Annotated in this window: 21 protein-coding genes; 15 read left to right on the top strand and 6 right to left on the bottom strand. The window is 37.0% G+C overall.

Translation table 11 applies throughout. The features are described from left to right. Positions 1-14 precede the first annotated feature (14 nt). From IGI97_RS06900 to IGI97_RS06910, 3 genes are all read left to right on the top strand, one after another. Positions 15-482, top strand: coding sequence for a LapA family protein (locus IGI97_RS06900; RefSeq protein ID WP_438738270.1), 468 nt, complete (start codon positions 15-17; stop codon positions 480-482). A 209-nt stretch (positions 483-691) separates the two neighbouring features. Next, positions 692-3,004 carry a single-stranded-DNA-specific exonuclease RecJ gene (gene recJ, locus IGI97_RS06905; protein WP_438738272.1) on the top strand — a complete coding sequence of 771 codons (2,313 nt, stop codon included), beginning with the start codon at positions 692-694 and terminating at the stop codon, positions 3,002-3,004. A gap of 2 nt (positions 3,005-3,006) precedes the next feature. Beyond that, positions 3,007-3,519, top strand: a complete 513-nt coding sequence (locus IGI97_RS06910; RefSeq protein ID WP_002357441.1) for an adenine phosphoribosyltransferase — start codon at positions 3,007-3,009, stop codon at positions 3,517-3,519. 106 nt (positions 3,520-3,625) lie between these two features. Here IGI97_RS06910 and IGI97_RS06915 read toward each other — a convergent pair whose 3' ends face one another. Both IGI97_RS06915 and trhA read right to left on the bottom strand, forming a co-directional pair. Next, the gene (locus IGI97_RS06915; protein ID WP_263308035.1) at positions 3,626-3,823 is read right to left on the bottom strand and encodes a hypothetical protein; all 198 of its coding nucleotides are present in this window, start codon (positions 3,821-3,823) and stop codon (positions 3,626-3,628) included. 193 nt (positions 3,824-4,016) lie between these two features. After that, positions 4,017-4,670: a PAQR family membrane homeostasis protein TrhA gene (gene trhA / locus IGI97_RS06920; protein WP_173950868.1), complete on the bottom strand. Its 654-nt coding sequence runs from the start codon at positions 4,668-4,670 to the stop codon at positions 4,017-4,019. 131 nt (positions 4,671-4,801) lie between these two features. On the opposite strand from trhA, the gene IGI97_RS06925 reads away from it, so the two are divergent. The 12 genes from IGI97_RS06925 (at position 4,802) to IGI97_RS06980 (ending at position 13,899) form a co-directional block, all read left to right on the top strand. After that, complete coding sequence (locus tag IGI97_RS06925; protein WP_002357444.1) at positions 4,802-5,644, top strand: DegV family protein; 843 nt, start codon at positions 4,802-4,804, stop codon at positions 5,642-5,644. 103 nt (positions 5,645-5,747) lie between these two features. Further along, positions 5,748-6,647 carry an SGNH/GDSL hydrolase family protein gene (locus IGI97_RS06930; protein ID WP_002365717.1) on the top strand — a complete coding sequence of 300 codons (900 nt, stop codon included), beginning with the start codon at positions 5,748-5,750 and terminating at the stop codon, positions 6,645-6,647. Position 6,648: 1 nt separating this feature from the next. Beyond that, a complete protein-coding gene (locus IGI97_RS06935; protein WP_033627632.1) occupies positions 6,649-7,293 on the top strand; it encodes a YpmS family protein in 645 nt (214 codons plus the stop codon). Positions 7,294-7,309: 16 nt separating this feature from the next. Continuing rightward, positions 7,310-7,825: a peptide-methionine (S)-S-oxide reductase MsrA gene (msrA, locus tag IGI97_RS06940; RefSeq protein WP_002377304.1), complete on the top strand. Its 516-nt coding sequence runs from the start codon at positions 7,310-7,312 to the stop codon at positions 7,823-7,825. 5 nt (positions 7,826-7,830) lie between these two features. Continuing rightward, positions 7,831-8,049 (top strand): YozE family protein, encoded by a 219-nt coding sequence (locus IGI97_RS06945; RefSeq protein WP_002357449.1) that lies wholly within the window; start codon positions 7,831-7,833, stop codon positions 8,047-8,049. A gap of 87 nt (positions 8,050-8,136) precedes the next feature. Continuing rightward, positions 8,137-9,579, top strand: coding sequence for a S41 family peptidase (locus IGI97_RS06950; protein WP_438738275.1), 1,443 nt, complete (start codon positions 8,137-8,139; stop codon positions 9,577-9,579). A gap of 18 nt (positions 9,580-9,597) precedes the next feature. Then, a complete protein-coding gene (gene lepB, locus IGI97_RS06955; protein WP_002382369.1) occupies positions 9,598-10,152 on the top strand; it encodes a signal peptidase I in 555 nt (184 codons plus the stop codon). 114 nt (positions 10,153-10,266) lie between these two features. After that, positions 10,267-10,716: a hypothetical protein gene (locus IGI97_RS06960; RefSeq protein ID WP_165481972.1), complete on the top strand. Its 450-nt coding sequence runs from the start codon at positions 10,267-10,269 to the stop codon at positions 10,714-10,716. Positions 10,717-10,864: 148 nt separating this feature from the next. Continuing rightward, the gene (locus tag IGI97_RS06965) at positions 10,865-11,233 is read left to right on the top strand and encodes a GntR family transcriptional regulator (RefSeq protein WP_002357453.1); all 369 of its coding nucleotides are present in this window, start codon (positions 10,865-10,867) and stop codon (positions 11,231-11,233) included. Further along, positions 11,230-12,084: an ATP-binding cassette domain-containing protein gene (locus IGI97_RS06970; RefSeq protein ID WP_002409464.1), complete on the top strand. Its 855-nt coding sequence runs from the start codon at positions 11,230-11,232 to the stop codon at positions 12,082-12,084. The genes IGI97_RS06965 and IGI97_RS06970 overlap by 4 nt, the downstream gene beginning before the upstream one ends. A 1-nt stretch (position 12,085) precedes the next feature. Next, positions 12,086-12,817, top strand: coding sequence for a hypothetical protein (locus IGI97_RS06975; protein WP_002398322.1), 732 nt, complete (start codon positions 12,086-12,088; stop codon positions 12,815-12,817). Positions 12,818-12,930: 113 nt separating this feature from the next. Continuing rightward, positions 12,931-13,899 carry an NADP-dependent oxidoreductase gene (locus tag IGI97_RS06980; protein WP_002398751.1) on the top strand — a complete coding sequence of 323 codons (969 nt, stop codon included), beginning with the start codon at positions 12,931-12,933 and terminating at the stop codon, positions 13,897-13,899. A 79-nt stretch (positions 13,900-13,978) separates the two neighbouring features. On the opposite strand, the gene IGI97_RS06985 is transcribed toward IGI97_RS06980, so the two are convergent. The 4 genes from IGI97_RS06985 to IGI97_RS07000 all read right to left on the bottom strand — a co-directional run bounded on the left by IGI97_RS06985 (position 13,979) and on the right by IGI97_RS07000 (position 16,920). Further along, a complete protein-coding gene (locus IGI97_RS06985) occupies positions 13,979-14,581 on the bottom strand; it encodes an alpha/beta hydrolase (RefSeq protein ID WP_002361880.1) in 603 nt (200 codons plus the stop codon). Positions 14,582-14,593: 12 nt separating this feature from the next. Next, positions 14,594-15,556, bottom strand: coding sequence for a ring-cleaving dioxygenase (locus IGI97_RS06990; RefSeq protein ID WP_033591911.1), 963 nt, complete (start codon positions 15,554-15,556; stop codon positions 14,594-14,596). A gap of 10 nt (positions 15,557-15,566) precedes the next feature. Then, complete coding sequence (locus IGI97_RS06995; RefSeq protein WP_002361878.1) at positions 15,567-15,995, bottom strand: MarR family winged helix-turn-helix transcriptional regulator; 429 nt, start codon at positions 15,993-15,995, stop codon at positions 15,567-15,569. Between the two features lie 130 nt (positions 15,996-16,125). Beyond that, entirely contained in the window at positions 16,126-16,920 is a 795-nt protein-coding gene (locus IGI97_RS07000; RefSeq protein ID WP_438738278.1) for an SDR family NAD(P)-dependent oxidoreductase, read from the bottom strand. Positions 16,921-17,086 lie beyond the last annotated feature (166 nt).

Consider the following 17,086-nt stretch of genomic DNA (forward strand, 5'->3'; position numbering starts at 1 on the left):
GAGTCGATCAAGTCATGAAAAATCAATGGCGTGTTATTTTGGGCCTTGTGTTGGTCTTAATTGTTGTTATTTTTGCTGTTTTAAATAATCAAGCTGTTCCAGTAAACTTTGGTTTTACTAAAATTAGTGGACCGTTAATCTTAATTATTTTAGGTTCTGCAATTATTGGCGCACTAGTTGGATTACTAACCTCCACAACCACCATTTGGAACCAACGTAAGGAATTAAAAGCTGTACAAAAAGAGTTGGATATTTATAAAAATGATATGGATAAATTAGTCAAAGAAGAAACGGAAAAAGTTCAACGTTCTTTTGATAATCAATTGGCTGATTTGCAAGCCAAACAAGCGGCAGCACCACAAGTCGCAGAACCAGTGGTCAACGAACAAACATCAAACACAGAAGTAGACACAACGCCTGTGTCAGGTAGTCGTATTGATCGTTATGTGAAACCTCGTGTGAATGAAGAGGAACAAAAATAAGGAAGAGACTTTATCACTAAGTTTCTTTTAAAATAAAACTGTGATATCTGCTATTTATCTAACAGATATCACTAAGTTTCTTTTAAAATAAAACTGTGATATCTGCTATTTATCTAACAGATATCACAGTTTTTTTCTCAGATTTAAAAAAATGCTTTCTTTAGTTTTTGGAAAAATTTTGCTATAATTACTTGGTTAGGAGTGACGTCGTGAAAAAATCAAACTATCAATGGCAGTTACAGACAAAGACAGAATTACCTGTAGAATTTATAGAACAATTAAAAAAAGAAGAAATTAATCCATTAATTGGCCAACTTTTATGGCACCGCAATATCCGGACAGAAGAAGCATTACGTAAGTTTCTACATCCGACTATCGAAGATATTTATGATCCGTTCTTAATGCATGATATGGAGAAAGCGGTAGCCCGCATCCAGCAAGCCGTCGAAGCGGGTGAACAAATCCTTGTCTATGGGGATTATGATGCAGATGGCATCACTAGTACCACGGTTATGAAAGAAGCAATCGAATTAGTCGGTGGCATGGTTCAGTACTTTCTACCGAATCGTTTTGTTCATGGATATGGACCTAATAAAGACGTATTTGCTGAACAAATTGAACAAGGAGTCCAATTAATTGTAACCGTTGATAATGGTGTAGCCGGACATGAAGCAATTAACTACGCTATGGCACAAGGAGTAGATGTAATCGTTACTGACCATCATGAATTGCCTGAACAATTACCAGAAGCCTATGCGATTGTCCACCCTAGACATCCGCAAGGAGACTATCCTTTTGGAGATTTAGCTGGTGTTGGCGTGGCTTTCAAAGTCGCTACTGCGTTACTTGGTGAATTGCCAATTGAGTTATTAGATTTGGTAGCAATTGGGACAATTGCTGACTTGGTTTCATTAACCGATGAAAATAGAACGTTTGTCAAAATGGGCCTTCAAATGATTCAAACTGGTGATCGAATTGGTTTAGACGTTTTATTACAAGAAGCGGGTGTGAAAAAGGAAGCTGTTTCAGAAGAATCAATTGGCTTTACCATTGGACCTCGTTTAAACGCATTAGGTCGATTAGGGGAAGCCGCACCAGGTGTTGAATTAATGACTACATTTGATGAAGAACAAGCGCTGGAAATCGCTAAATATATTGATCAACAAAACAATGAACGAAAAGACATTGTAACGACGATTGCCAAAGAAGCGCTGGATTTAATCGACCCGAATGCGCCGGTCCATATTTTAGCGAAACAAGGCTGGCATGAAGGCGTCTTAGGGATTGTCGCGGGCCGCATTATGCAAGAAACGGGGAAACCAACCATTATTTTAGCAATAGATGAATCTGGTACGACCGCTAAAGGCTCTGGACGTAGCATTAGCGCATTGAATCTCTATGAGGCGTTGAACGAAGTGCGTGAGCAATTCACTCATTTTGGTGGGCATCATATGGCAGCGGGAATGACTTTACCTGTTGAAAATATTCCTTTTGTTCAAGAACATTTGGCACACTTTATTGAAAAAAATCAAATTGATATGGCTAATGGACAAGAGTTGCTCATTAGTGAGAGCTTAGCGGTTTCGCAGGCAACGACTGCTTTTATTGATCAATTGCGTATTTTGGCGCCTTTCGGGACTGATAATACTGTTCCAACTTTTGTATTTAAGGAAATCACGCCTACGCAAATTCGTCAAATTGGTGCAGATAATGCACATCTGAAATTTCAAATGAATCAAGAAGGGGCACAATTGGATGCAATTGCTTTTCAAATGGGGACTCAAGCGGATGAACTAGCACAAGGAACCGCCGATGTGGCAGGCCAACTTTCCATCAATGAATGGAATGGTCGTAAGAAACCACAATTAATGGTGACTGATTTTGCTGTATCGGGAAGACAATTATTTGATTTTCGTGGCAAAAATAATCAAACGAAACCAATTCCTTCAGAAGCAACAGCTTATCTTTTATTTGATGAAAAAAATCAAAAATTCATTTCAGATCCAACCGCTAATATTATTGTTTGGTCAAACCAAGAAGAATTGGTGGAAGCTGTTTCTCAAAATCAAATCGAACAACTGGTTTTTGTCGACTGTCCTGTGGAAGCAATCACGGTTAAAGAAATTGTTGAAGCAACTGAGATACAACGTATATACATGATGTTTATTTCACCAGAAGAAGCTTATTTAAACGGTATGGCTTCACGTGAACAATTTGCAACATTGTATAAATTTATTTTGCAGCAAAAAGAAGTAAATCTACGTTCCCAGCTATCGAAGGTGGCAAATTACTTAAATATCCAAGAAAAATTATTAATTTTCATGATACAGGTGTTTTTTGACTTAGGATTTGTTACAATAGAAAGCGGTGTTTTAAACAGTATTGAGAAACCCGACAATCGACCATTGACTGAAAGTCAAGTATACCAACAACGATTGAAAAAAATAAAAACAGAAGAATTTCTACTTTACAGTGATTGTCAAACAATACAACAATGGCTGTGGAATGAGGAGGACAAATAAAAATGGATTTAAGAGATTACATTGCAAGCATTCCAGATTATCCTGAGAAAGGGATCGTGTTCCGTGACATTTCTCCATTAATGGCTAATGGGGATGCCTATCGTGAAGCAACGAAACAAATTGTGGATTACGCGAAAGAAAAAAGAATTGATATGGTTGTAGGACCGGAAGCTCGTGGCTTTATTGTCGGCTGTCCAGTGGCTTATGAACTAGGGGTTGGCTTTGCTCCGGTTCGTAAAAAAGGAAAACTTCCTCGTGAAACCATCGAAGTGACTTATGACTTAGAATATGGTTCAGATACATTAACGTTGCACAAAGATGCCATCACACCAGGTCAACGTGTTTTGATTTGTGATGACTTGTTAGCAACTGGTGGTACAATTAAAGCAACCATCGAATTAGTCGAACAATTAGGTGGTATTGTGGTTGGTTGTGCGTTCCTAATTGAATTAATGGATTTACATGGCCGTGATAAAATTGATGGCTACGATATTGTTACCTTAATGGAATACTAATCTAATTTAATTAGAAAGAGCGAAGGAATTTAATCCTTCGCTCTTTCTTTGACATATTTATAAAAACGGAGCGTAGCTTGGGGGGAACACACCGTTTTATTATTTATTAAGGGAACTTACGATAAACGTATCTTGCTTGCTGTTGTTTACGTGTACGTGTATAACGCTTCTCATCCCATGACATAAACCAAAGAATAAATAACGGCGTCACGATCATAAAAGCAAGACGTAATCCTAATGTTCCCAAAAAAATACCTATAATCAATACAAAAAATAAAAATCCAACACGACGAATTGCTTCCATGTATATCACCTCTTCATTTGATTCGAACGAGTGTTCGTATTGTTATTATACGAATGTATGTTCGTTTTGTAAAGTCTTTTCTACTAATTTATGTTAAAATAATTCGAAAAGAAGAATAATCCTTTATAATAAAGAGATTTAGGGCAATAAAAGAACACGATGCTTTGAGCATCGTGTTCTTTTTGTGCTGTGATTACGTATAAAAGAGAACAGAAAAATACATGAGGATCGCTGCAAGCATGACGAACAAGTGCCAAACTACATGCATAAACCTCACATTTTTCAATGAATAGAAGGCTGCACCTAATGTGTAAGACACACCCCCTGCGACCAATAACGCTGTTCCTTTAAATCCAAGAGATTCATATAACGGACGAGCAGCGATGATACAGAGCCAACCTAAAACAATATAAATAATCGTTGAAATGTTTTTCACTGTTTCTTGTTTATGCAACGTGAGGGATTTATAGACAATACCGACGATGGCTATTAACCAGACTAAACTAAATAAGGTCCAACCTAACCAACCGCCAATACTAATTAAGCAAAACGGCGTATAGCTGCCAGCAATCAATAAGAAAATAGAACTATGATCGAAGACCTGAAAGACCTTTTTGGCTCTTGTAAAAATTAAACTATGAAATAACGTTGAAGATAAAAAAAGTAGAATCAACATGGAGCCATAAATAGCATAAGATACCACGTGAATCGGTGAGCCTAAACGAGCTCCTTTAACAAGTAAAATGACTAAGCCAGCAATACTTAAACCTGCGCCTATGCCATGTGTAACTGCATTTAAGACTTCGTTCACGATTAGGTATTTTTTTGAGAAATGCGTTTTTTCCAATAAATTCACTTCCTTTATTTTAATTTGATGAAAAATTCGGCAGTGTCTGTTATACTATAACTAGATAATTAACCGTTTAATGGTATTCTACCATGAAAACAGGTTCCTTTTAAAGAAAGAGTGATAAATTTATGACAAACGTTAAAATCGTAACGGATTCTTCATGTACGATGGAAAAAAGTCTTAGAGATGAATTAAATATCCATATGATGCCTTTATCAATTATGGTTGATGGCGTTGTTTATCCAGATGATGATCATTTGCCAGGCGAAAAATTTATGGACATGATGGCTAATGCGAAGGCCTTACCCAAAACGAGTCAACCACCAATTGGTGAATTTGTAGAATTATATGATCGCTTAGGTGAAGATGGCAGTGAAGTAATTTCAATTCACATGACAAAAGGCTTAAGTGGAACGGTTGAAGCGGCCCGTCAAGCTAGCAACTTATCATCAAGTAAAGTAACGGTGATTGATAGCGATTTTACAGACCAAGGTTTGTCTTTCCAAGTCATTCAAGCAGCAAAATTGGCACAAGCGGGAGCGGGTGTTCCAGAAATTTTAGCTGAAATTGAACGCGTCAAACAAAATACTAAATTATACATTGGCATTTCAACATTGGATAATTTGGTTAAAGGTGGACGAATCAGCCGTACAACAGGATTATTATCAAACATTTTTAATATGAAAGTTGTCATGGACTTTGAAAATACGGAATTGATTCCTGTAGCAAAAGGCCGAGGCGTTAAAACGTTTAATAAATGGTTTGACGAATTGAAATCAGAATTAAGTAAGATTCCAAATGTTCGACAAATTGGCATTTCTCATGCGGATGGGCTAGAACTAGCAAATGGATTCAAAGAAGGATTACAAGCAATCTTTAAAGACATGGATATTCCCGTATTACATACGAATCCAGTCATTGCAACACATACAGGAAAAAATGCCTTTGCTATTATGTACTATACAGACTAAGAAATAACGAGGTTGGGTCTCACTCTTAAATGAGTAGACGCAACCTCTTTCTAACAAGAAAAGGAAAATTTCTTGTTGGTTTATTTAAAAGGAAGTGACGAAGATGAAAAAACAAACACAGCATATTTTGCTGACCGTCTTAACACCTATCCTCATTGCGCTAGGTGTTTTTACATTGTTAAGTGTGGCCATCCCCAAAGCAAAGCCACTATTAAAGCAAGAGAAAGTGGCCACAACTGCTCAAAAAAATCAAAAAGAAGTCATTCATTATACAGCAATCGGTGATTCTTTAACTGAAGGAATTGGCGATTTGACGAATAGTGGAGGTTTTGTTCCTATTGTGGCAGATGATTTAAAAGAACACTACAACTTGAACGGTGTTCAAACAGACAATTTTGGGAAAAATGGGGATCGTAGTGATCAAATTTTAAAACGAATCAAAGAGAAACCTGAAATTCAAAAGGGCCTTGCCTCTGCGGACGTGATTACGCTAACGGTTGGTGGAAATGACTTAATGAAAGTAATTAGTAGTAATATTTTCGACTTGAAAGTCAGCTCGTTCAATCGTCCACAAAAAGCCTATCAACGCCGAGTAAGACGATTACTTGAAGAAATCCGAGAATACAACGAGAAAGCCCCTATTTATGTCTTAGGAATTTACAATCCCTTCTACTTAAACTTTTCCGAAATTACAGAAATGCAAGAAATCGTTGATAACTGGAATCAAGCAACCGAAGAAATGGTTCAAGAGCAAAAACGAGCCTATTTCATTCCTATCAATGATTTACTCTATAAAGGTCGTGGCGATGAAGTTGGCGTAACTGGTGGCGACTCAGAAACTACAGGAAGTAGTGCTAGCAAAGAGGATTTAAACAATTTGTTATATGAAGAAGATCGCTTCCATCCGAATAATCTTGGCTACCAAATTATGGCCGGAGCTGTCCGGGATGAAATGGTCAAGACAGAGAAAGAATGGATAACCAAATCAGAAGGTAGTGAATAAAATGAATGAAGAAAAGCCAAAAACAAGTAAATCAATTAAAAAGACACAACCAACCAATCCTAAACGAAATCCCTGGAAAATCGCTTTTCTTATTCTAGTGGGTTTAGTCATTGGTAGTGTAGCTTTCGTGACATTTCGAGCAACACAAGTTCGCGAACCAGATTTAAAGAAAATACCAGCAATTGTTGAAAAAGAAGGCGAGCCAGTCGTCACCATTCAGTCAAAAAAACAACAAGTGAACAAACTGATTGACTTTTATTTAGCCGACTTTCAAAAAGGTTCGGAGATCAAATATAAATTTTATTTAGAAAATGATGCTTTATTAAATGGAACATTTCAGGTGTTAGGGCATGACATTCCTTTTTACTTATATTTTGATCCTTACGTGATGGCGAATGGTAATGTACAATTAAAAGCAAAAAGTTTATCTATAGGAACGTTAGGCTTGCCAATTAAAGAAGTATTGAAATTTGCTAAACGTTCTTACAAACTACCTAAATGGGTTGAAATCAATCCAGATGATCAAACTGTTTTATTACGTTTAGATCAGTTTAGAATGCAAAATGGTCTATTTGTTCGAGCAGAAAAGATTAATTTAGTTGACGATGACATTCGGATGAATATATACTTGCCAAAAGAGAAATAAAAATGGAGTGTTAGAGATGGAAGAAAAAGCAATTTTTGCAGGCGGCTGTTTCTGGTGTATGGTGCAGCCTTTTGATACACAACCAGGGATTATCTCAGTTGTTTCGGGTTATACAGGTGGGCATGTGCCTAATCCAACATATGAACAGGTTCTAACACACACAACAGGCCATACGGAAGCAGTAGAAATCACTTTTGATCCAGCGATTATTTCTTACGAACAATTAGTGGAGATTTATTGGCAACAAACGGATCCTACTGATGCTTTCGGTCAGTTTCAAGACCGCGGCGATAATTATCGGCCAGTTATTTTTTATCGTTCTCAAGAACAAAAAGAAATTGCTGAGAAAAGTAAAGAACGTCTAGCTAATAGCGGTCGTTTTACAGAACCAATTGTTACTACCATCGAACCAGCAGCACCATTTTATCCTGCTGAAGAATACCATCAAGACTTTTATAAAAAAGACGCTTTGCGTTATGGATTGTCCCATCAACGTAGAAGTGAATTTATCGAAGAAAAATGGAGTGATTAATTTACATGAGACGAAGCTTTTACCATTACTTAATGACATTAAAAGGTCCGGCTAAAGATCCTGAAACTGATTTTGCCAATGAAGCGGCCAAAGATATTCAGTTTCCAAAACAAACCGAGGATTATCATGAACTTTCTTCTTATTTAGAAATGAATGCTGACTATTTAAGCAACATGGACATCTTTGATGAGTTATGGGAAAAGTACCTTGAAAACAATAAATAAATCCAGAGGAAAAGCAAACAAAGCTTTTCCTCTTTTTTCATTCATGTTATAGTAAACAAAAGTAGTGACGAATTTGTTAGAAATGAGATGAAATCTATGAAGAACAAACGAACTGTTCCTTTTTATCAATATATTATTTCGCTCCTCTGTGTCGCATTTTTAGCTGGAGGAAGTAGTTATATTTATTTTGATCATCGTGTTAAAAAGATGAGTCAAGAAGGGGCAATTACCAATGCTGATTTAAGCAAAGTGCAGGATTTATATAATGAAATTAGTACCAATTATGTAGGTGAAGTAGATAAAAATGAATTAGTTGAAGGCGCCTTAAAAGGCATGTCTGAAGCCATTGGAGACCCATACTCAACTTATCTAAATGAATCTGCTGCCAATGATTTAAATGAAAGCTTATCTGGCGATTTTGAAGGAATTGGTGCCACTATGACAATGAAAGATGGCGAACCAGTTGTAGCAGAGGCCCCTGTAGCAGATTCCCCAGCTGAAAAAGCGGGAATCAAAGAAGGCGATATTATTGAAAAAGTTGATGGTACAGCTACAAAAGGGATGAAACTAGCAGAAGTCGTCTCAAAAGTCCGAGGAAAAAAAGGAACTTCCGTTGAATTGACTATCCAAAGAGAGGGAGAAACTAAAAATATCTCAATCAAACGTGGGAAAATTCCCGTTAAAACAGTGACTGGTGAGTTAGACAAAAATGATGCACAAATTGGCTCGATTAAAATTACGTCCTTTGGTAAAAAAACATATCAAGAATTGAAAGAAACAATCACGAATTTACGTGCCAAAGGAGCTAAATCCTTTGTAATTGATGTACGCCAAAATCCTGGTGGACTGCTAGATCAAGCAGAGCGAATGGCCAGTATGTTTTTAAAAAATGGCGAAACAATTGTTCAATTTGAAGACAAAAAAGGACGTACGATGAAAGAAGTTGCTTCCAAAGAATTAGACGACGGCTTTAAAGTAAAAGAACCTGTTGCAGTTATCATTGATGGCAATAGTGCCAGTGCATCCGAAATTTTTGCTGCAGCACTGCATGAATCTGCGAATGTCCCATTAATTGGAACGAAAACATTTGGCAAAGGAACGGTCCAAACGGTGAAGGATTTAAATGACCAAACCGAAATAAAATTGACTGTTTTAAAATGGTTAACACCAAAAGGCGAATGGATCAACGAAAAAGGAATTGAACCAACCATCAAAGCTGATTACCCCGAGTATGCCTATTTAAAATTGATTCCTCGCGATAAAACGCTAAAAGAAGGAGATCAATCTGAAGATATTCAGAACTTAAATGCTATTTTAGCTGTATTAGCGTATCCTGTTGATGAAAACAATGCAAACTACACCGCAGAAACAAAAGCAGCGGTTAGCGATCTTCAACAGAAAAATGGCTTGCCTGTAACTGGAGAAATCGACAATGAAACAGCCACAAAAATTGAAGCCACTTTAGGTAAATTAATTCTTGAAAATGACGCTGCCTACGATAAAGCAGTCAAAGAAATTCAAAAAAACTAGAAAAAAGGTGGCACGAAGTTGAAGAAGAAACGTGATTATGTTGGGTATTTAATGTACTTTCTGAAAATTTTAGTACCAGCAATCGTAGCCGTTTTTATTTTAAGAGGATTTTTCCTGATTCCTGTTCGGGTGGATGGCCATTCCATGCAAAAAACCTTGAATCAAGGAGATATGATTGTGATGGAAAAATTCTCCGCAATTAAACGGTTTGATGTGGTGGTCTTTAAAACAGACACAGGATCGATTCTGATTAAACGTGTGATTGGTTTACCAGGAGAAGCTGTGCGTTACGAAAACGATCAATTATATGTCAATAATCAGCCAATCGCTGAACCGTATTTAACTAAAAACAGAAAAAAAGATCATGAAACGATGCCTTACACTACGAATTTTGATTCAAAAGAATTGTTAATGCAAGAAAAATTACCTAAAGATAGCTATTTTGTGCTTGGTGATAATCGCCGTATGTCCAAAGACAGCCGTTCTTTTGGTGCAATACATGCAGATCAAATCTTAGGGAAAGCACAATTTGTTTATTACCCACTCACTCATATGAAGATCATTCCTAAATAAGTAAGACCACTAGTTCGTTTATTTAAATAACGACTAGTGGTCTTTTCTAATCTGAAAAATTGTTCTCTTAGCTGAAAAATGTTAAGGTTAAAGTAATGATAGATGTAGGAGGTCATGCAAATGATTAGAAAAACTATTTTAGCAAGTTCTATCTTAGGTGTTGGATTACTGATTGGTGCATGTGGAAACCAAACCCAAACCCAAATGAATTCAACTAATACCAGTGAATCATCACAGCCTAAAGTAACCGAATCAAGTCGCAAGTCATCTGAAAGTGCGTCTAATAACGAAGGTGTATCAAGCGATTCTAATAAACCCACAAGTTCCACTACAGAATCAGAAATCTTAAAAGGTCTGGCGGAAGAAAAAACGCTAAAAGAAAAAATTCCGTCCTTGAATCAAACAACGATTAAGCAAGTCACTGATAATGAGTATAAACGCATTCTTGTGATGGAAGAAAAGGCTACAGGAACAACCTATAAAAGTATTTTGATCAAAAAACAAAATCGCTTAAAAATTGTCAACGAAACAACCGATGAATTGTTACACAATGGAACCCTATAAGAACGAAACCATTCAATAAACTCAAAAGTATAGCCATTGTTTTCAAAGAAAAATTTCTTTGGAAACAATGGTTTTTTTGTTGACAAAAGAATTTCTAAGATATATAGTTAGTTACATAAGTAGTTAACCGTTTAAGCGAGGTGTAAAAATGGAATTTAATTTTTCGGGGGAAAAGCCTTTATTTCAGCAAGTAGCCGATCAGATTGCCGAAGGAATTTTTAATGGCGCTTACTTAGAAGGCGAACAAATTCCCTCAACCACAGAAATATCAAAAAGTTACCAAATCAATCCAGCCACCGTTTTAAAAGGAATGAATTTATTAGTAGAACGACAGTTGATTGAAAAGAAACGGGGGATTGGCATGTTTGTCTTACCAGGCGCTCAAGAGAGAGTAAGAAGTGCACGGAAAGAAGAATTTTTAAATAAAGAAGTCTTAGAAGTTGTCGCAGAAGCTAAAAAATTAGGGATTACAGCTGAACAATTAAAACAACTAATTGAAAGAGGGTATGACGCATGAGTTTGCGGGTGGAATCAGTAAGCAAAAAATATCATCAAAAAAAAGCACTAGATAATATTTCAATTACTTTTGAAAAAGAAACGATTTATGGGCTCTTAGGCAGAAACGGGGCTGGTAAAAGTACGTTATTAAATATCATAAATAATCGAAGTTTTGCCACTTCAGGTTCCGTTAAATTGGCGGGAGAAACAGTGACCGATAATGAGGCTGCTTTGACTCATATTTACTTAATGAGTGAAGATAATTTGTTTCCTCCTCAGTTAAAAATTAAAGATATTTTTAAAACGACTGAAGGTTTTTATGGATCCTTTGACTGGTCTTTGGCCGAACAAATGTTAAGCGATTTTGGTTTAGATAGTAAAAAGACATTCAAAAAATTATCAACTGGTTATCGGAGTATTGCTAAACTAATAGTGGCGCTATCCGTCCCCTGTGAGTATATTTTTTTAGATGAGCCAGTCTTAGGTTTAGACGCCAATCATCGGGAATTATTTTATACTTATTTAATTGAGACATACCAAGAACGTCCCCGTACGTTTGTGATTTCCACCCATTTGATTGAAGAAATTGCGAATTTATTAGAAGATATTATCATCATTGATCAAGGAAAATTGATTCGCGCAGAATCTATTGAAACAATTTTGAAAAACGGTCGCATTGTTTCTGGGCCGAAAGAACAAGTAGAGCGCTATACTCAGTCATTGGAAATCTTAGGCATGGACACTTTAGGTGGAGCAGTTACGGCTTACGTGTACGGCGACTTGCCGACTGAAAAAGCAGAGGTTCAAATTGCGCCGCTAAATTTACAAACATATTTTGTACAATTAACCAATAGAAAGAAGGAAAAGTAAAATGAAATTTAAAACAGCTTTGCAGTATCGTGTTATTTATCAAGTCCGTTCCTTAGCAATTTATTTTGGCTTTTATGCTTTGTTCGGCATTCTTTTTCCTCTTATTGGGTTGCTCTTTTCTAACGACGTGAATACTGTCAGCTCTGATGCAGTAATTCCTTGTCTGGTTTTTATGGGGATACTATCATTTTTAGGGGTAAACACAGATTTTAAACTGTTTATTCAAAACGGGCTTTCCCGCTGGACGATTTTTTTGGTGAATTTTGTAAGTAATGCTATTTTATCTTTGGTTGGATCCTTGGCTGTACTTGTACTGATTAAAGTATTTAGCGGCAATTTCATTTCTCATTTTCAATTATCAATGAAATTAATTGATGTCTATGCGCAAGGAAACTTTTTCATGTCGTGGTTGCTCTTTTTTATCTTACTAATGCTTAGTGGCTCACTTGGCTTGTTAGCAGGTGTCTTTAATGATCGGATAGATGGCGTAAAAAAACTCATTGTTTTATTGCTGTTATTAATGATTCCTATTTTACTGGGCACGATTGCACAATTAGGGGGGGCACCAATGCGCCTGAGAATGCTCCATGTCTTGCAAACAATGGTTGGTTATCAATCCACTGGTTTTACTGTCCTGCCACTTCTTCTGACAATCAGTTGCTTTGTTGGTATTAATCTTGGCTTGGCCTATTTATTGAATAAACATCGTGAAATTAAACGCGTAAATGCATAACTAATTAAATTAAAACAGATTGAGATTAATAATAAATACACTTTCTCTCAATTTAACTAAAGCATATTCTTATATAAAAAGAAGGCAATAGGCGTATACTAAAAGTGTGAAAAATGAAACAAATGAGAGGAAGTTGGTTTATGAAAGCTGTTGTGATTAATCAGTACGGAAGTAAAGAGGTACTTGAAGAAGCAGAAGTAACACTGCCAGAATTATCGGAACATCAAGTGTTGGTAAAAGAATACGCGACATCAATTAATCCGATTGATTGGAAATTGCGTGAAGGATATTTAAAACAGATGTTTGATTGGTCCTTTCCGATTATTCTTGGTTGGGATGTCGCTGGTGTGATTACAGAGGTGGGGAGTCAAGTAACGGATTGGCAAGTTGGCGATAAAGTTTTTGCTCGTCCTGAAACTACTCGTTTTGGTACCTATGCAGAAGTAACGATTGTGGATGATCATTTATTAGCAAAAATCCCTGAAACAATTAGCTTTGAAGAAGCTGCTGCCGTTCCGTTGGCTGGTTTAACCGCTTGGCAAGCATTGTTTGATCATGGTCACCTTAAAGAAGGAGAAACTGTTTTAATTCATGCTGGTGCAGGTGGGGTCGGTACTTATGCGATTCAACTAGCAAAAGAAGCGGGCGCACATGTCATCACGACCGCTAGCGCAAAAAATCATGCCTTACTGAAAAAAATTGGTGCAGATGAAGTGATTGATTATCATACAACGAATTTTGCAGAGGTATTAACTGATGTTGATTTGGTTTTTGATACAATGGGTGGTGAGGTTCAAAAAAATAGTTTTGACGTCTTAAAACCAAACACAGGTCGTCTTGTTTCAATTGTGGGCATTGAAGATAAACAATTGGCAGCCGAAAAAAATATTTCTGCTGAAAGTATTTGGCTTCAACCAAATGGAGAACAATTACAAAAAATTGCTGATTTGATGGCAGCTGGAAAAGTTAAATCAATTATTGGTGAAGTTTTCCCTTTTTCTAGACAAGGGATTTATGATGCACATGCACTCAGTGAAACGCACCATGCAGTTGGTAAAATAGTTGTTCAAATGGCAGAATAAAAAGAAGCTCAGACAGTGAATTATCTTAAAATAGAAAAAGTGGGTCCTAAGTCATTTCGACTTAGGACCCACTTTTTTGTTAAGAGGACAGATGTGCCAACCAAGTTTGTGTTTCCTTAATTTCTTGATAGGTTAATTGATGACTTTGTGTCCAAACCTCTTGTACGGTTGCTCCATGATTCTGAAATAATTGAATCACACGCATACTCTCAGGAAGTGGGACAATCGGGTCATGCTCTCCTAGAGATAATAAAACAGAGGTGTCGGTCAAGTCTGGTTGATTGGTCAATTCAACAGGAAACATGGGATGATAGAGGACAGCTTGATGGTAACTATCGGGATGAGTAAGCAATAATTGAATAGCGATATTGGCCCCATTTGAATAGCCAATAAAAATAATTTTATCCAATGAAAATTGATGCTCGTTAGCGGCTTGTTGAATAAACTTATGAAGCGCCTCGCCGCGTTTTTCTAGATCTTCTAAGTCATAATGACCTTCCGCTAGGCGCTTAAAATAACGATTCATTCCATTTTCTGAAACATCACCACGAATACTTAGCACAGTAGCTTGTTTATTTAGTTCTTGAGCAATTGGCAGGAGAGATGTTTCATCACCACCTGTACCGTGAAGTAGCACAAAGACAGGTGCTTCAGGATGTCCTTTTTTAAAAATTGAATGCATGTTTTTTCCTCCTTAGGCTCGTTTTGTATTGAAAGGCTTGATCACGCTCTCAATATATTCACGACGGTTTTCTAAAAATGGCGCAAGAGATAACTTTTCTCCTAATGTTTCGTAAGGTTCATCCCCCATAAATCCTGGTTCATCGGTGGCTAATTCGACTAAAATATGCCCAATGCGAACATACAATGATTCAAAATAATAACGATCGACATAGCCAGAGTTTTGTAAGCCTAAATGATCAAAGAGCGCTTGCCAAGTCCCAAGTGATTTACGATCCGCTAGGCGGAATGCAACGTGATGTACTTCACCATATCCTTGTTGCGCTTGTGAGCTAGTATCATCGTCTACCAAAACGACTTGGGCACCATTGCCACCTTGGCCAACTTCTAGTAAATAGCGATTGCCTTCTTGTGCCACTAGGTGAAAGCCTAGAATTTCTTCAAAGACTTCTTTGAATTCATGAAAATAGGAAATAGCTATTTCGACAGGTCCTAAGCCATAAATCGCAAATTCTGTTGGAACAGGTCCTTTTTTCCAAGGGGTGCCCGCTGCAACGCCCTGATTTAATTCATCAGAGATTAATTGATACGCTTGATCATCAAAATCCCAGAAGCGAAGGACTTTTTTGCCAAATTCTTCAGAAATACCTGTGTGTTTGACCGCAAATTCATTAAAGCGATTTTCATAATAAGTCAAAGCTGCATCTGAAGGAACCCGGAACCCTGTTCTTGAAATTGTATTGGTTCCTTTTAATCCTTTAGGGTTATTGGGAAAATCGAAAAAGGTCATGGTTGTACCTGGTGTACCCAAATCATCAGCAAAATAGGTATGGTAAGTATAGATATCATCTTGATTCACTGTTTTTTTGACTAAACGCATCCCTAAAACGTCTGTAAAGAAGTGATAGTTTTTTTCTGCATCACTTGTCATAGCTGTAACGTGGTGGATTCCTAATAATTGATCTTCTTTTTTCATCATTATTTCCTCATTTCGTTTCATTTGTTATTTTTCGTAAAGTTTTTTGAAGAAGTGTTAATTCTTCGGAAGAGAGTTGTTCAAATGCTTCTGCAATTCGCTTTGCATGCGTCGGGAAAATTTCTTCAATTAATGTTTTTCCAGCTTCTGTTAATTCGACGTAAGTAATGCGTCGGTCTTTTTCACTGGGGGTGCGCGTTACATAGCCTTTTTTATGTAATTGGTCAATAACATAAGTGGTGCTACTGCTAGCAATTAAAATTTTCTCCTTGATTTTTTGGATGGTCTGAGGACCTTTATGGAGTAACAGCTCTAATACTGAAAATTCTGTAATGTTTAAGTCATAACAAGTGACATCTTGCTTGGCAAGTTGCTCTAGTCGATGGCTGGTTCTTAATAAACCGATATAGGCTTTTAAAGCTTCTTGCTGTTGGCTCATTGTTTCACCTCTTTTTTATTTCGAATTCGAAATAAATATAACTTACTTTTGGTAAGTAATCAATTAATATGCTTAAAAAGACAGCCAGCAAAAAATGTGAATTTTTGCTGGCTGTCTTTTTTTGTTTATTTTAGAAGATTGTTGGAACTAACCCGCCATCGATTCTTAAGGCTTCTCCTGAGAAGGAAGAAGAATCCGGGCTGGCCACAAAGGTAACAAAACGACCAATTTCTTCTGGTCGAATGAGCCGTTGGATTTGTGAACGAGAACGATGATTTTTCATGAAATCTTTTTCCCAATCCTCTTTGGGAATGTCTGAATCAGCGTACATATCTTCCAACATTTTTTCTACACCTTCGGTAAGGGTTGAGCCAGGCATAACCGTGTTAACAGTGACATGTGTGCCGACAGTTAAGTTGGATAAACTTTTAGCTAAAGAAAGATTCATCGTTTTTGTCATGCTATATTGGGGCATTTCGCCAGAAGGCATCACCGCTTCTTCGCTAGCGATGAAAATAACGCGACCAAAATCTTGTGCAAGCATTTTAGGTAGATAAGCTTTTGCTAATGCATTGCCTGACAACACGTTCACAGTAAAAAATTTTTCCCAAGTGGCATCATTGATGTCCCAGTATTCCATTGGCTCAAAAATCCCCATATTGTTCACTAAAATGTCGACTTTAGGGAATTTTTCAAGCAAAGTAGCTCGTTGACTTTCAATGGAAATATCGGCAGTCCCTGCTTGAGGATGAGTGTCTGGAAACATTGCTCGTATTTCTTCAACAACTTTGATTACTTCGGCTTCATTGCGCCCATTGATAATGACATCGGTCCCTTCACGAGCCATTTCAATCGCAATTGCTTTGCCAATTCCTTTGGTTGAACCAGTAATTAATGCTAATTTATTCGTTAAGTGTAAATCCATTTAAATCCCTCCAACGTTTGTCTATCTCTAGTGTAGGTCTTTTTCTGGACTTTTAAAAGGAAAAAGTTTTTTCGGCCCGCGAGAAACAAGCCCCAATAATTACTTAACAGCTGAGTTTTCACTTTTTGGGCGTAAAACGAGTAATTATTGTCAGTAAAAAAGCGTC

This window comes from Enterococcus sp. DIV2419, assembly GCF_051711865.1.
Classification (GTDB): domain Bacteria; phylum Bacillota; class Bacilli; order Lactobacillales; family Enterococcaceae; genus Enterococcus; species Enterococcus faecalis.

Bases quoted from the DNA above. Each gene is read 5' to 3' on its own strand.
- IGI97_RS06900 (WP_438738270.1), top strand. From the start codon at position 15: ATGAAAAATCAATGGCGTGTTATTTTGGGCCTTGTGTTGGTCTTAATT.
- IGI97_RS06950 (WP_438738275.1), top strand. From the start codon at position 8,137: ATGAAATCTATGAAGAACAAACGAACTGTTCCTTTTTATCAATATATT.
- IGI97_RS06975 (WP_002398322.1), top strand. From the start codon at position 12,086: ATGAAATTTAAAACAGCTTTGCAGTATCGTGTTATTTATCAAGTCCGT.
- IGI97_RS06995 (WP_002361878.1), bottom strand. From the start codon at position 15,995: ATGAGCCAACAGCAAGAAGCTTTAAAAGCCTATATCGGTTTATTAAGA.
- IGI97_RS06965 (WP_002357453.1), top strand. From the start codon at position 10,865: ATGGAATTTAATTTTTCGGGGGAAAAGCCTTTATTTCAGCAAGTAGCC.
- IGI97_RS06930 (WP_002365717.1), top strand. From the start codon at position 5,748: ATGAAAAAACAAACACAGCATATTTTGCTGACCGTCTTAACACCTATC.
- IGI97_RS06970 (WP_002409464.1), top strand. From the start codon at position 11,230: ATGAGTTTGCGGGTGGAATCAGTAAGCAAAAAATATCATCAAAAAAAA.
- IGI97_RS06925 (WP_002357444.1), top strand. From the start codon at position 4,802: ATGACAAACGTTAAAATCGTAACGGATTCTTCATGTACGATGGAAAAA.
- IGI97_RS06910 (WP_002357441.1), top strand. From the start codon at position 3,007: ATGGATTTAAGAGATTACATTGCAAGCATTCCAGATTATCCTGAGAAA.
- IGI97_RS06945 (WP_002357449.1), top strand. From the start codon at position 7,831: ATGAGACGAAGCTTTTACCATTACTTAATGACATTAAAAGGTCCGGCT.
- IGI97_RS06960 (WP_165481972.1), top strand. From the start codon at position 10,267: ATGCAAATGATTAGAAAAACTATTTTAGCAAGTTCTATCTTAGGTGTT.
- IGI97_RS06980 (WP_002398751.1), top strand. From the start codon at position 12,931: ATGAAACAAATGAGAGGAAGTTGGTTTATGAAAGCTGTTGTGATTAAT.
- IGI97_RS06935 (WP_033627632.1), top strand. From the start codon at position 6,649: ATGAATGAAGAAAAGCCAAAAACAAGTAAATCAATTAAAAAGACACAA.
- IGI97_RS06915 (WP_263308035.1), bottom strand. From the start codon at position 3,823: ATGGAAGCAATTCGTCGTGTTGGATTTTTATTTTTTGTATTGATTATA.
- IGI97_RS06990 (WP_033591911.1), bottom strand. From the start codon at position 15,556: ATGAAAAAAGAAGATCAATTATTAGGAATCCACCACGTTACAGCTATG.
- IGI97_RS07000 (WP_438738278.1), bottom strand. From the start codon at position 16,920: ATGGATTTACACTTAACGAATAAATTAGCATTAATTACTGGTTCAACC.
- msrA (WP_002377304.1), top strand. From the start codon at position 7,310: ATGGAAGAAAAAGCAATTTTTGCAGGCGGCTGTTTCTGGTGTATGGTG.
- IGI97_RS06985 (WP_002361880.1), bottom strand. From the start codon at position 14,581: ATGCATTCAATTTTTAAAAAAGGACATCCTGAAGCACCTGTCTTTGTG.